The sequence below is a fragment of the Micromonospora olivasterospora genome (assembly GCF_007830265.1).
GTDB lineage: Bacteria > Actinomycetota > Actinomycetes > Mycobacteriales > Micromonosporaceae > Micromonospora > Micromonospora olivasterospora.
Genome location: NZ_VLKE01000001.1, coordinates 6,410,560 through 6,424,002 on the forward strand (window position 1 = coordinate 6,410,560; position 13,443 = coordinate 6,424,002).

The 13,443-nt window shown below is 68.8% G+C and carries 11 protein-coding genes; 7 read left to right on the top strand and 4 right to left on the bottom strand.

Annotation, left to right across the window (positions count from 1 at the left end; genetic code table 11):
- From fdhF to JD77_RS28940, 3 genes are read right to left on the bottom strand one after another with little or no spacing between them, the layout of a single operon-like run.
- Positions 1-2,826: a formate dehydrogenase subunit alpha gene (fdhF, locus tag JD77_RS28930; protein ID WP_145777021.1), complete on the bottom strand. Its 2,826-nt coding sequence runs from the start codon at positions 2,824-2,826 to the stop codon at positions 1-3.
- Positions 2,823-4,388: a formate dehydrogenase beta subunit gene (locus tag JD77_RS28935; protein ID WP_145777022.1), complete on the bottom strand. Its 1,566-nt coding sequence runs from the start codon at positions 4,386-4,388 to the stop codon at positions 2,823-2,825. Before JD77_RS28935 ends, fdhF begins: the two co-directional genes overlap by 4 nt.
- On the bottom strand, positions 4,385-4,975 hold the full coding sequence (locus tag JD77_RS28940; protein ID WP_145777023.1) for an NAD(P)H-dependent oxidoreductase subunit E: 591 nt from the start codon (positions 4,973-4,975) through the stop codon (positions 4,385-4,387). Before JD77_RS28940 ends, JD77_RS28935 begins: the two co-directional genes overlap by 4 nt.
- Before the next feature lie 227 nt (positions 4,976-5,202).
- On the opposite strand from JD77_RS28940, the gene JD77_RS28945 reads away from it, so the two are divergent.
- Entirely contained in the window at positions 5,203-6,120 is a 918-nt protein-coding gene (locus JD77_RS28945) for an aldo/keto reductase (RefSeq protein ID WP_145777024.1), read from the top strand.
- Here JD77_RS28945 and JD77_RS28950 read toward each other — a convergent pair.
- Positions 6,100-6,936, bottom strand: a complete 837-nt coding sequence (locus JD77_RS28950) for a DeoR/GlpR family DNA-binding transcription regulator (protein WP_246141075.1) — start codon at positions 6,934-6,936, stop codon at positions 6,100-6,102. The two genes, JD77_RS28945 and JD77_RS28950, sit on opposite strands and share 21 nt — an antisense overlap.
- A 296-nt stretch (positions 6,937-7,232) precedes the next feature.
- Between JD77_RS28950 and JD77_RS28955 the strand changes: the two genes are divergently transcribed.
- Genes JD77_RS28955 through JD77_RS28980 form a run of 6 tightly spaced genes read left to right on the top strand, consistent with a single transcriptional unit; the run spans position 7,233 to position 13,411 of the window.
- Positions 7,233-8,522 (top strand): ABC transporter substrate-binding protein, encoded by a 1,290-nt coding sequence (locus JD77_RS28955; protein WP_145777025.1) that lies wholly within the window; start codon positions 7,233-7,235, stop codon positions 8,520-8,522.
- A gap of 55 nt (positions 8,523-8,577) precedes the next feature.
- Complete coding sequence (locus JD77_RS28960; protein ID WP_145777026.1) at positions 8,578-9,519, top strand: carbohydrate ABC transporter permease; 942 nt, start codon at positions 8,578-8,580, stop codon at positions 9,517-9,519.
- Positions 9,520-9,522: 3 nt separating this feature from the next.
- Complete coding sequence (locus JD77_RS28965; protein ID WP_145777027.1) at positions 9,523-10,368, top strand: carbohydrate ABC transporter permease; 846 nt, start codon at positions 9,523-9,525, stop codon at positions 10,366-10,368.
- 34 nt (positions 10,369-10,402) lie between these two features.
- Complete coding sequence (locus JD77_RS28970) at positions 10,403-11,266, top strand: ketose-bisphosphate aldolase (RefSeq protein WP_145777028.1); 864 nt, start codon at positions 10,403-10,405, stop codon at positions 11,264-11,266.
- Between the two features lies 1 nt (position 11,267).
- Positions 11,268-12,464 (top strand): ADP-dependent glucokinase/phosphofructokinase, encoded by a 1,197-nt coding sequence (locus tag JD77_RS28975; RefSeq protein WP_145777029.1) that lies wholly within the window; start codon positions 11,268-11,270, stop codon positions 12,462-12,464.
- Positions 12,461-13,411 (top strand): class I mannose-6-phosphate isomerase, encoded by a 951-nt coding sequence (locus tag JD77_RS28980; RefSeq protein WP_145777030.1) that lies wholly within the window; start codon positions 12,461-12,463, stop codon positions 13,409-13,411. The genes JD77_RS28975 and JD77_RS28980 overlap by 4 nt, the downstream gene beginning before the upstream one ends.
- The last annotated feature ends 32 nt before the right edge of the window (positions 13,412-13,443 follow it).

The following is a 13,443-nucleotide window of genomic DNA, read 5'->3' on the forward strand; positions in this document are numbered from 1 at the left end:
TCAGTCCTCCACGATCGCGACCGGGAGCGCGGGGCGCCCGCCCTCCGCGGCGGCCGTCGCCGTCGCGCCCGCTGGTGTCACCTGCACCGCGGTCACCTTGTACTCCGGGCAGTTGGTCGCCCAGTCGGAATGCTCGGTGGTGACCACGTTCGCCCCGGACTCCGGGTGGTGGAACGTCGTGTAGCAGACCCCGACCGGCATCCGGTCCGACAGTTGGGCACGCATCGTGGTCTGCCCGACCCGGCTGGCGAGGGTGACGGTGTCCCCGTCGTGGATGCCGCGCACCTCCGCGTCGTGCGGGTGGATTTCCAGCACGTCCTCCGGATGCCAGGCGACGTTGCCGGTGCGCCGGGTCTGGGCGCCCACGTTGTACTGGCTCAGGATTCGGCCTGTGGTCAGGATCAGCGGGAAACGCCGCGTGCTGCGCTCCTGGGTGGGCACGTAGTCGGTTCTGTTGAAGCGTCCCCTGCCGCGCACGAAGCCGTCGACGTGCATGATCGGCGTGCCGTTCGGCGCCGCGGCGTTGCATGGCCACTGCACGCTGCCGACCCGGTCCAGCATCTCGAACGAGACCCCGGCGAAGGTCGGGGTGGTCAATGCGATCTCGTCCATGATCTGGGCCGCCGACTCGTAGTGCATGGGGTAGCCCATCGCCTGTGCGATCTCACAGACAATCTGCCACTCCTGCTTCCCGGTGCGGGCCGGCCGCACCGGGCGGACCCGGTTGATTCGCCGCTCGGCGTTGGTGAACGTGCCGTCCTTCTCCAGGAAGGACGTGCCGGGCAGCAGGACGTGGGCGAACCTGGCCGTCTCGTTGACGAACAGGTCCTGCACGACCAGCAGGTCGAGCGCCTTCAGGGCGGCGTGCACGTGCGTGGTGTTCGGGTCGGACTGGGCGATGTCCTCGCCTTGTACGAACAGGGCCCGGAACGACCCGTCCAGCGCCGAGTCGAACATGTTCGGGATGCGCAGGCCCGGCTCGTCGAGCAGCGGTACTCCCCACAGGTGCTCATAGACCGACCGCACGTCGTCGTCGGCGACGTGCCGATAGCCGGGCAGCTCGTGCGGGAAGGATCCCATGTCGCACGAGCCCTGCACGTTGTTCTGCCCGCGCAACGGGTTGACCCCCACCCCGGGGCGGCCGATGTTGCCGGTCACCATCGCGAGGTTGGCCATACCCATGACCATCGTGGAGCCCTGGCTGTGCTCGGTGACGCCAAGGCCGTAGTAGATCGCGGCGTTGCCCGCGGTCGCATACAGCCGGGCCGCCTCGCGCAGCTCGGCCGCTGGCACCCCGGTGATCTCCTGTACGGCCTCGGGGCTGTTCTCCGGGCGCGCGATGAACTCCGCCCACTCGTCAAAGCCCTCGCAGCGCTGCGCGACGAACTCGTCGTTCACCAGGCCCTCGGTGACCACCACATGTGCCATCGCGTTGACGACCGCGACGTTGGTGCCGGGGGCCAACTGCAGGTGGTGGCGCGCCTGAACGTGCGGAGAACGGACGAGCCCGATCCGCCGTGGGTCCACCACGATCAGCTGGGCTCCCCGGCGTAGCTGCTGCTTGAGCCGGGAGGCGAAAACCGGGTGCGCGTCGGTGGGGTTCGCCCCGATCAGCAGCACGACGTCGGCCTCGGCGACCGAGGCGAAGTCCTGCGTGCCTGCCGAGGTGCCGAACGCCTGGCTCAGGCCGTAGCCGGTGGGCGAGTGGCACACCCGCGCGCAGGTGTCGACGTTGTTGTTGCCGAACGCCGCCCGCACCATCTTCTGGACGACGTAGACCTCCTCGTTGGTGCACCGCGACGAGGTGATCGCACCGATCGCCCCCTGGCCGTGCTCGGTTTGGATCTCGCGCAGCCGCCGGGCGGTGAACGAGATCGCCTCCTCCCAGCTGACCTCCCGCCACTCGTCGGTGATCGATTCGCGCAGCCGCGGGGTGAGCACCCGGTCGGGGTGGGAGGCGTAGCCGAAGGCGAAACGGCCCTTGACGCACGAGTGGCCCTCGTTGGCGCCGCCGTCCTTGTAGGGCACCATGCGGACCAGCTCGTCGCCGCGCAGCTCCGCCTTGAACGAGCAGCCGACGCCGCAGTAGGCGCACGTGGTGATCACGGTACGGGTGGGCATGCCGAGTTCGACGACCGAGCGCTCCTGCAGCGTCGCCGTCGGGCAGGCTTGCACGCACGCGCCGCAGGAGACGCACTCGGAGCTGAGGAAGTTGTCGGCCGCGGTGCCCGCGGAAACTCTCGAGCCGAAGCCGCGACCCTCGATGGTCAGCGCAAAGGTGCCCTGGATCTCGTCGCAGGCCCGCACGCAGCGCGAGCAGACGATGCACTTGGACGAGTCGAAGTCGAAGTAGGGGTTGGAGCGGTCGGTCGCCCCGTCGAGGTGATTCTCGCCGTCGAACCCGTAGCGGACCTCGCGCAGCCCGACCACGCCGGACATGTCCTGCAGCTCGCAGTCGCCGTTGGCCGAGCAGGTCAGGCAGTCCAGCGGGTGGTCGGAGATGTAGAGCTCCATGACGCCGCGGCGCAGGCGCTCCAGCTTCGAGGTCTGGGTGCGTACGACCATGCCCGGCCCGACCGGGGTGGTGCACGAGGCCGGCGTGCCGCGTGCACCGTCGATCTCGACCACGCACAGCCGGCACGAACCGAAGGCCTTCAGGCTGTCGGTGGCGCACAGCTTGGGGATGTCGATCCCGGCCTCCGCAGCGGCGCGCAGCACCGAGGTGCCCGGTGGGACGGCGACCACGACACCGTCGACGGTGAGTTCCACGGTGGCCTTACCCGGCACAACAGGGGTGCCGAGGTCGGGTTCCTTGAGCAGACTCATCGGGTGCCCTCCCCCTCGGTGTCGGCGGATCGGACGTCGAAGTCGGCGCCGAAGTGCCGGACCGCGCTGCGGACCGGCATCGGCGTCAGGCCGCCCATCGCACACAGCGACCCGTCAGTCATCAGCTCGCACAGGTCCTCGAGCAGCACCAGGTTGCGCTTCCGCTGCTCGCCGGCCCGAATCCGGTCGATCACCTCAACCCCACGCACGGCACCGATCCGGCAGGGCGTGCACTTGCCGCAGGATTCCTCGGCGCAGAACTCGAAGGCGAAGCGGGCCATCCTGGCCATGTCGACGGTGTCGTCGAACACGACGATCCCGCCATGGCCGAGCATGGCGCCCGCCGCGGCGAACGCCTCGTAGTCCATCGGCAGGTCGAACTGCTCGACCGGCAGGTAGGCGCCCAGGGGGCCGCCGACCTGGACCGCGCGTACCGGCCGGCCGCTGCGGGTGCCCGCGCCGTAGTCCTCGACCAGCTCTCGCAGGGTGACGCCGAAGTCGGTCTCGACGATCCCGCCACGGGCGATGTTGCCGCCGAGCTGGAACACGCTGGTGCCGCGCGAGCGCCCGGTGCCGCGCGCGGCGTAGGCCGCCGCGCCGCCGGCCAGGATCGCCGGTACGGTGGCCAACGAGAGCACGTTGTTGACCACGGTCGGACGGCCGAAGAGCCCTTCCATGGCCGGGATCGGCGGTTTGGTCCGGACCATGCCGCGCTTGCCCTCCAGGCTCTCCAGCATGGAGGTCTCCTCGCCGCAGATGTAGGCACCGGCACCGACCCGCACGTGCAGGTCGAACCGCAGCGACGAGCCGAGCACCCGCTCCCCCAGCCAGCCGTGGGCGTAGGCGATCTCGATCGCAGAGGTCACGGTGGCGACCGCCTCCGGGTACTCCGAACGGATGTAGACGTACCCCTCGGTCGCGCCGGTGGCGTGCGCGCCGATCGTCATACCCTCGATCAGGCTGAACGGGTCGCCCTCCAGCAGCATCCGGTCGGCGAAGGTCCCGCTGTCGCCTTCGTCGGCGTTGCAGCAGATGTACTTCACCGGGTCCTGCGCCTCGAGCACGGTCCGCCACTTGATGCCTGTCGGGAATCCCGCCCCGCCGCGGCCACGCAGGCCGGAGTCGATGACCTCGGCGACGACGTCGGCCGGGGCGAGCTCCAGCGCCCTGCGCAGCCCGGCCAGCCCGCCGTGGGCCTGGAAGTCCCCCACCGACAGCGGGTCGACCACGCCGACCCTGGCGAAGGTGACCCGCCGCTGGTCGCGTAGCCACGGCAGCTGCTCAACCGGACCGAGGCACAGCGGGTGGTCGGTCGGCCCGTCGGTGAGTCCGGTCGTGGCCAGCAGGCCCTCGACATCGCCCGGCTCCACCGGCCCGTAGCCGATCCGCCCGGCGGGAGTCGCCACCTCCAGCAACGGTTCCAGCCACAGCAGCCCACGCGATCCGGTCCGCACGATCCGCCACGGTCCCGGCGCGCCCGCCAACTGCTGGGCCACCGCGTCGGCGCCCACCGAGCGGGCCGCGGTGTCCCGCGGGAGGTAGATCGTGGCCGGCTCGTTCATCGTGCTTCCTCGCCGTCGCGGTCGGACCGACCAGCCGCGGGCGCACCCGCTGCCGGGGCGGTACCCGCGCCGTCGACCGGGGCGGCCGGTGGCCCGCCGGGCCGCTGCCGCGCACTGGTGACGAGGCCGTCCAGTCGGGCGCCGTCGACCCTCCCGTATACGGCGCTCCCGATCTGGGCCGAGGGGCCGAGCGCGCAGTTGCCGAGGCAGAACACCTGGTCGAGGGTGACCGAGCCGTCCGCCGTGGTCTGGCCGACGTCAACGCCGATGCTGATGCGGGCGTGCTCGACGAGCTGGTCGGCACCGACCGACTGGCAGGCCTCCCCCCGGCAGATCCGCACTGTGGTAACGCCGGCCGGGGTGGTCCGGAAATCTCGGTAAAAGCTGATCACGCCGTGGATCTCGGCCCGGGAGAGGTTGAGCCCCTCGGCAATCACGCCGATCGCGGCAGGGTCGACGTGACCGAACTCGGCCATCAGTGTGTGCAGAATCGGTAGCAGGGCTGCGGGGTCCCCGCCGTGCGCGGCCACGACCGACCGCACCCGTTCCTCGTATCCAGATCCGCTCACCACGACGCCGTGTGTCATCGGGCCATGGTCCAGGGAGCCGATCGGCAGGTCAAAGCACTCCTGACTATCGAGGCATAACTACCATCTATCACCGGTACGCAACACCAGAAGCGATCAACCGCCGCAAGGGATGACACCGGGGCCGCGTACCCCGAGACGGCTGTGCCAGCCAACCTTGATATACAGGTACGGAACGTGCATCAGGCGCCGAGGGACAAGCTCCGGCCAGGGCGTTGGATGGAACCATGAAAATCGTCGATCGGCTGGCGGGAGCCTCCCGGGTGGGGCTGGGCCTGGCGGCCGTCGGCCGCCCGGCCTACATCAATCTCGGGCGGGCTGCGGACCTGCCGGCCGAACGGACCGTCGAGGCGATGCGCGCCCGCGCTCACGATCTCCTCGATCGGGCGTACGCGGCCGGCATCAGGTATTTCGACGTTGCCCGCTCTTACGGCCGGGCCGAGGAGTTCCTGGCGCAGTGGCTGCACGCCCGGCCGGACGTCGGCGACGTGGTCGTCGGCAGCAAGTGGGGCTACACCTACACGGCCGGGTGGCGGATGGATGCCGAGGTGAACGAGGTCAAGGACCACGGCGTCGCCACCTTCGACCGGCAGCTCGGCGAGTCCCGGGCCCTGCTCGGCGGCCGCCTCGACCTCTATCAGATCCACTCGCTGACCCCGGACAGCCCCGCGCTGCGAGACGCGGCCCTGCACCGCCGGCTCGCCGGCCTCGCCGCGCTGGGCACGGTGATCGGGATGTCGACGAGCGGCCCGGCGCAAGCCGAGGCGATCCGGGCCGCGCTCGACGTGCGGGTCGATGGGCGGCCTTTGTTCCGCAGCGTGCAGGCCACCTGGAATCTCCTGGAGCCCAGCGTCGGCCCGGCGCTCGCCGAGGCGCATGACGCGGGGTGCCTGGTCATCGTGAAGGAGGCGCTCGCCAACGGCCGTCTTGCCGTCGGTGAGCACGCACCCGGCGATGCCGCCGCGCTCGCGGCGGTCCTGCATCAGCCCTGGGCGTCCATCGTGTTGTCCGGGGCCGCGACCGCCGATCAGCTGGCCTCGAACCTGCGGTCGGAGGGGCTCACCGTCGACCCGGCCCGGTGGAAAGGCCTGGCGATGCCCGCCATCCGTTACTGGCAGGAACGGTCACGCCTGCCGTGGAGCTAGGGCCTTGGCCGCAGGGGTGAGCACCTCCACGCCGCTCGCCTTGAGGGCGTCCCGCACGTCGGATGGCGGCGCGGTGTCGGTGATCAGGTAGTCGGCGGCGCCGAGTTCCGACACCTGGGCGAACAGGCGGCGGCCGAACTTGGAGGAGTCGGCGAGGATCGCCACGCGGGCCGCACGGGAGATCATCTCCTGCATCATCGCGGCCTCGGCGAGGTTGCTCGTCGTGTAGCCGGCGTCGGCGGCGACCGCGCCGACGCCGATCAGCGCCAGATCGCAGCTGATGTCCAGCTCGGCGCCGGCGTTGGCGCGGAAGCTGACCGGGCCGATCGTGGCGAGGGTGAGCGCGCGCACCGCGCCCCCGAAGACGTAGATGTCGCGGACGGCCGTGGGCGGGAGGGCGCCCGGCACCAGTAAATTGTTCGTCGCCACCGTGAGGTCGCGGTGCTGGCCGAGGTTACGGGCGAGCGCGAGGGTGGTCGTCCCGCCGTTGATCATGATGGTCGAGCCGTCCTGGACCAGCGCCGCGGCCAGCGCCGCGATCTTCTCCTTCTCCTGCTCCTGCACCGTGAGCCGCTGGTCGACGGCGCGGTCGGTGCGGAAGACCGTGGACAGGCTGACGGCTCCGCCGTACGTGCGCACGAGGATGCCGTCGGCGGCCAGCTGATCGAGGTCGCGTCGCACGGTGTCGATGGATACGCCGAAGCGCTCGGCCAGCTCACCCACCGTGACCTGGCCGGTGTCGGTGACGTACGCGGCCAGCTGAGCCTTGCGTCCGGCAGGCAGGTGGCGCTGCCGCTCGTCCCTGGCAATGCTCACTGTTCCCCCCTTGTCAGTGCGGCAGTATGCCACAAATTCGCGCCCACCGAGAGCATCGCCGCACGGAGCAGCGAAGAGTCGCAAGGACCGGCGTGGCTCATCCGGTGCCGGTAGCGGCGGGGCCAACTACACCTCGGGCGGCGGCGACGGGGCGTCGGAGCCTGCTTCATGGCACGACAGCATGCCGCACTCCGCAGTTTTCTGCTGTTCTTCTCTTGTCTACGCCCGTAACACGCTGCTAACGTGACGCCAACATGGCAGAGGACAGAAAGATCTCGATATAGAAGGAGCTCGTCATGGCGGTTCGTGCAACCCGGCTGAAGCGAGTGATAGGGGCGGTGACAGCGGCCGCGATGGTCGCGTTCGTGGCGGCGTGCGGCTCGGGCGACGCCGTCGACACCGCCTCGGACGGCAGCGTGACGCTGGAGTTCGCCCAGTGGTGGGGAGCCGAGCTCCCGGCCGGTGAGTTCGACAAGATCATTAATGACTTCACGGCGCAGAACCCGAACATCAAGATCAAGCTGTTGAGCGCGCCATACGCTTCGACCAAGCAGCAGCTGATCACCGGCGCCGCCTCGAAGACCCTGCCCGACGTGGTGGGCCTCGACGGCGCCTGGGTCAACGACTTCGCCAAGCAGGGCGCGATCGCCGACCTGTCCACGCTGATGGCCGACGCGAACTTCGACGCCAGCCAGCTCGCCAGCCAGGTGCAGGTCAAGGGCAAGACCTACATGATCCCGGTGGTCAACTTCGTCTACCCGCTCTTCGTCAACAAGGACCTGCTCACCAAGGCCGGCGTCGCCGAGGTGCCCACCACGCGCACCCAGTTCCTCGACGCGGCCAAGAAGATCAGCGCGACCGGCGGCGACGCCAAGGGCTGGGCCCTCCCGCTCGACACCGCCGTCCCCAACGGCGTCCAGAACGACGTCATGTCCTGGCTGTGGGCGTCCGGCGGCAGCATGCTGGCCGACGGCAAGCCCAACCTGACCAGCGCGCAGGTCAAGAGCACGGTCGAGTACGTGAAGAGCCTGAACGACGCGGGCGTCATCGCCCCCGGCTCGCTGACCATGAAAGAACAGGACAAGGTCGAGAAGTTCACCAACGGCCAGGTCGGCATGATGATCGACTCGCTCGCGCACATCAACCTGATCAAGAAGAACAAGCCGGACCTGAAGTTCGAGGTGGCGGCCCTGCCAGCCGAGGACGGCTACACCGGCAAGCGCGGCATCCCGTACGCGTCGTGGGGCATCGGCGTCTCCAACTCCACGAAGCACAAGGCCGAGGCGTTCAAGTTCGTGTCCTACCTGCTCGGTCAGGAGACCAACGCGAAGCTGAGCACCATCGCGAACGGCTTCCCGGGCAACAAGAACGCCCAGCCCGACTTCAGCAACAGCGACCCGCTGTTCAAGACCGCCTTCGACATCTACCAGCAGGGCTACCCGGCCAACGAGTTCGTCGGCCTGCCCAAGTCCGAGGACCTGATGCGCAGCTTCGACGAGCAGCTCCAGCTCGTGCTGACCGGCAAGACGAGTGTCGACGAGGCCCTCGCCAAGTCGCAGGAGTCCTGGTCCTCGGTGATCGAGTAGCCCGCCCGGGCGCCGTGCCGGTCCGCCGGCGCGGCGCCCGACCAAGGAGACAGCGATGACATCCATGACGGCGCCGAAAGCCGCGGCGCCCACCGAGGAACAGGTCACACCCGGCCGGCCCCGCTCCGTTCTGGCCAGGCGCCTGATCCCGTACGGTTACCTGTCCCCCACGGTGCTCCTGATCGCGGTCCTGATGGTGGTCCCCATCATCATGGTGATCAGCTACTCGTTCCGGGACAACGTGATCGTCCAGGAGAACTCGGTGTTCGCCGGGTTCGCCAACTACACCAAGGTGCTCAGCGACCCGGACTTCCTGGCCGCGCTGAAGAACACTGCGATCTTCATCTCGGTCAGCGCCGTGGCCCACCTGGTCCTCGGCCTGGCCTTCGCGCTGATGCTCAACACCCAGTTGCTGAGCGGGGTCACCAAGGCCATCTTCCGGATCGTCTACATCCTGCCCTGGCTGTTCACAATCGCGGTGATCGCTGTCATCTGGCGCCTGCTGCTCGACCCGTCCGGCGTGGTCAACTACGTGCTGCACACGCTGGGTCTCATCGAGGAGAGCGTGAACTGGCTCGGCGACCCGGGCAAGGCGCTCTGGGCGGTCACCTTCGTCAACGTCTGGTCCGGCTACCCGTTCTTCATGATCAGCCTGCTCGCCGCGTTGCAGGGCATTCCCAACGATCTGTACGAGGCGGCCGCCGTGGACGGGACGAACTGGTTCCAGCGGTTCCTGCACGTGACGCTGCCCCAGCTGCGGCCGGTGATCATCAGCATGGCGGTGCTCGACCTGATCTGGACGTCCCAGCAGTTCGCACTGATCTGGATGACGACCGGCGGCGGGCCGCTGAACACCACCGAGATGCTCAGCACCTACACCTACAAGCAGGCCTTCAGCGAGTACGAGTTCGCGACCGCGTCGGCCGCCGCCGTGATCGTCCTGCTGCTGACGATGGTCCTGGCCTTCTTCTACGTACGCCAGCAAAGGGAGCGGTGAGGCATGGCCACCACCGTCAAGACCCGGCACACCCTCGCCAAGGCCGGCGTCATCACCGGCCTCGTCATCGGCGGGCTGTTCGCTGGCCTGCCGGTGCTGTGGATGCTGTCCACCTCGTTCAAGGGCAACGGGGAGGTCTTCCAGAACCCGCCCGAACTGATTACCAGGGGCTTCTCGTTCGACGCCTACCGGGAGATCCTGGGCAACGGCGCCCAGCTGCGGTTCTTCCTCAACAGCTATGTCGTCGCCTTCGTGGTGACCATCCTGACGCTGCTGGTGGCCGTCCTGGCCGGGTTCGCGTTCAGCCGCTTCACGTTCCCGTTCCAGAAGACCATCAACGCGGTGATCGTCAGCGTCCAGGCGGTGCCACCGATCACGCTCGTCATCCCGTACTTCGGGCTCGTCGTCGCGCTCGGCCTGTACAACACCTATCCCGGCCTGATCCTCACGCACATGGTGTTCACCCTCCCGTACGCGATCATCATGATCACCGCGTACCTGAACACGCTGCCCCGAGAGCTGGACGAGTCCGTCAAGGTCGACGGCGGCACCAGCTGGACCACGCTGTGGCGGATCCTGGTGCCGATCTCGGTGCCCGGTCTGATCGCGGTCGGGGTCTACACGTTCATGATCTCGTGGAACGAGTACCTGTTCGCGCTCACGCTGACCCGTACCGACGACATGCGCACCGTGCCGATCGGCATCCAACTGCTCATGGGCCAGCACTCGTACGAGTGGAACCAGATGATGGCGATGAGCATCCTCGGGTCCGCTCCGGTCCTCGTCCTCTTCCTCCTGTTCCAGCGACGGTTCATCGGCGGGCTCACCGCCGGCGCCGTCAAGGCCTGACACACCCAAGCAACGCAAAAGGAGAAACGCACAAATGCTGACGACCGGCAAGGCGATCCTGGATGTCGCCAACGAACACAGCTTCGCCGTGCCCGCCTTCAACATCAGCGACTGGGCGATGTTCAAGGGGATCGTGGAGATCAGCGAGGAGACGAACGCCCCCCTGATCGTCGGGATCCACCCGGACGAGGTCCGGCACATCGGCCGCGAGATGATCACCGCCATCGCCGAGCGGTCGCACAACTCGAGCGTCCCGATCGCGATCCACTGGGACCACGGCGCCACCTACGAGCAGATCCTGCAGGCGATCCAGTACGGCTTCACGTCCGTGATGATCGACGGCTCGCTGAAGCCGTTCGAGGAGAACGTGGCGATCACCAAGAAGGTCACCGACTCCGCGCACGTTCTCGGCGTGTCGGTGGAGGGCGAGCTCGGCACGATCGGCGGGAACGACAGCTACGCCGAGGCGGGCGCCGCCGAAATCATCTACACCGACCCCGACGACGCGGTCACGTTCGTCGAGCAGACCGGCGTGGACAGTCTCGCCGTCGCGATCGGCACGTTCCACGGCCTCTACCCGGCCCACCTCAAGCCGGAGCTGAAGCTCGACCTGCTCAAGGAGATCAAGAGCCGGGTGCAGATCCCGCTGGTGCTGCACGGCGGCTCCGGCAACCCGGACGACGAGATCCGCGAGGCGGCGCGAATCGGTATCAACAAGATCAACATTTCCACCGACATCAAGGTCGCCTACCACGACAAGATGCGCGAGGTGCTGGGCAACGACCCGAAGGTGCGCGAGCCGAACGCCATCCAGCCCGCCTGCATCGAGGCCATGAAGGTGGTCGCCGCCCAGAAGATCGAGCTGTTCGGCGCCGCCGGCAAGGGCTCGCTCTACTGACATGGCCGACGCGTCCCGGGTACTCCTGGGCCTCGGCGGTTGCGTCGACCACGAGTTGAAGCTGACCGCCAGCGTCCTGGAACAGCTTGTCGCCGAGTACGGCATCGTCGCCGCGGAACTGACGTCGCCGGCCACCGTGACCAGTGAGCGGGACCTCGTGGTGTCGATCCTGGGGTACGTGGCCCGGGGCGGGGGCGGCGAGCACTTCGTCGCCTCCGCCCCGGCGCTGTCGACCTTCGCGAACCGGTTCCCCTGCAAAGAGACCCTGGGCGGTACCTCGGTGCGGGCCGGGATCCTGATGAGCCGGCTCGGCGTGCCGTCGACGCTGCACCTGGTCAGCGTCAACGACACCTTCCGCCGGCTGCTGCCGACGGACAGCGAGTACATCAACAGCGGTGTGGGGGACACCTTCTATCCACACCTGATCGTTCAGTACGACAAGGGCCTGCGGGTCCGGGCCGGCGACATCGACATCACCGCGCCGTTCCCGAACCGCCTGATCTACGTCAACGACCCGGCGAACGGCGCCATGCTGCTCGCCGACGATCTCAGCGACCGGTTGGGCAAGGCGGACGTCTTTCTGATCTCCGGATTCAACGCCATGCGCGACGAGGCGGAGCTCGACGAGAGGCTCGCCTCCCTGAAGGAGCACATGCGGCAGTTGCCGTACGGGGCCGTGACCTACTTCGAGGACGCGGCGTACCACGAGCCCGCCTTCAGTCGCCGGGTCCGAGACGCGCTGCTCGACGAGATCAGCGTGTACGGGCTGAACGAGGACGAGCTGCAGTCGCACCTCGGGCGCCCGGTCGACCTGCTCTCGGCCGAGGATGTCGCCGAGGCGCTCACGGCGGTGCACGCGCTCATCCCGGTGCCGACGTTGGTGCTGCACACGAAGTACTGGGCCGTGGCGCTCGGCGCAGGCGAATACGCCGATGCCCTCGACACCGGCACCGTCATGGCGGCCACCCGCTACTGCCACGGCGACGACTTCACCGACGAGGACGTCGAGCACCTGCGCCTGCTGCCGCGGCGGCCCGAGTCCGTTGCCTTCGCCGCGGCGCTGCGCTCGCGCATGGGGGAGGCTGTCGATTGTGTCCCCGGCTTCGCGCTCGACGTCCAGGACCCCACCACCGTCGGGCTCGGCGACACGTTCGTCGGCGGCTTCCTCGCCGAGCTCGCATTGAAGGGACACCGATGACCGTCGAAGTGTTGCCCGCCAACCAACCCGAGACGTTCTATCGCGGCGCCGGCCGCATCGCCGAGTTCCGCAACGTGCCGGCGCTGCCCGACCGCCCCGAGGACTGGGTGGGCTCGGTGACCAGCCGGTTCGGGCTCGCCCCGTCCGGCCTGTCCACCCTGGCCGACGGCCGGGTGCTGGCCGAGGCGATCGCCGCGGACCCGGGCTGGTGGCTCGGCCCGGAACGCGCCGACACCGGTGTGCTGGTGAAGCTGCTCGACGCCGGTCAGCGGCTGCCGTTGCACGTGCACCCGGACCGCCGCTTCGCCACCGCGCACCTCGCCTCGCCGTACGGGAAGACCGAGGCCTGGGTGATCGTCTCCGCGCGGCCGGACGCGTACGTCCATCTGGGCTTCGCCCGTGACGTGGAGGCCGCCGAGTTGGCCGGCTGGGTGGACGGGCAGCAGACCGAGGCGATGCTCGCCGCCACCAACAAGATTCCGGTCGCGGCGGGCGACGCGATCCTCTGCCCCGCCGGCCTGCCGCACGCGATCGGCGACGGCATCCTGCTCGTGGAGGTCCAGGAGCCGACCGACTTCTCGGTGCTGCTGGAGTACGAAGGCTTCGGCCTCGCCGACGGCCACCTGGGCCTCGGCTACGACCTGGCCCTGCAGTGCGTCGACCGCGGCGCCTGGACGCCATCGCGCCTCGACGAACTCCGCGGCACTCCGGCGCGACTGCTGCCCGAGGCCGCGGACGAGTTCTTCGCCGCCCGCCGCCTGTACGGCGGCGACCGCCTGGAACGTGGCTGCAGCGTATTGGTCGTGGTGGCCGGAGAGGGCAGGCTGATCGGTGAGAAGGACTACCTGTCGCTCCGGCGGGGGGACACGCTGCTGGTTCCGCACGCCGCCGGTCCGCTTCTCCTCGACGGCCAGGTCGAGGTGATCCGCCTCTCGGCGCCCGCCTGACCACTACCGCACGAGTTTTGTAGCCGCAGATC

Bases quoted from the DNA above. Each gene is read 5' to 3' on its own strand.
- fdhF (WP_145777021.1), bottom strand. From the start codon at position 2,826: ATGAGTCTGCTCAAGGAACCCGACCTCGGCACCCCTGTTGTGCCGGGT.
- JD77_RS28960 (WP_145777026.1), top strand. From the start codon at position 8,578: ATGACATCCATGACGGCGCCGAAAGCCGCGGCGCCCACCGAGGAACAG.
- JD77_RS28940 (WP_145777023.1), bottom strand. From the start codon at position 4,975: ATGACACACGGCGTCGTGGTGAGCGGATCTGGATACGAGGAACGGGTG.
- JD77_RS28970 (WP_145777028.1), top strand. From the start codon at position 10,403: ATGCTGACGACCGGCAAGGCGATCCTGGATGTCGCCAACGAACACAGC.
- JD77_RS28975 (WP_145777029.1), top strand. From the start codon at position 11,268: ATGGCCGACGCGTCCCGGGTACTCCTGGGCCTCGGCGGTTGCGTCGAC.
- JD77_RS28980 (WP_145777030.1), top strand. From the start codon at position 12,461: ATGACCGTCGAAGTGTTGCCCGCCAACCAACCCGAGACGTTCTATCGC.
- JD77_RS28955 (WP_145777025.1), top strand. From the start codon at position 7,233: ATGGCGGTTCGTGCAACCCGGCTGAAGCGAGTGATAGGGGCGGTGACA.
- JD77_RS28945 (WP_145777024.1), top strand. From the start codon at position 5,203: ATGAAAATCGTCGATCGGCTGGCGGGAGCCTCCCGGGTGGGGCTGGGC.
- JD77_RS28965 (WP_145777027.1), top strand. From the start codon at position 9,523: ATGGCCACCACCGTCAAGACCCGGCACACCCTCGCCAAGGCCGGCGTC.
- JD77_RS28935 (WP_145777022.1), bottom strand. From the start codon at position 4,388: ATGAACGAGCCGGCCACGATCTACCTCCCGCGGGACACCGCGGCCCGC.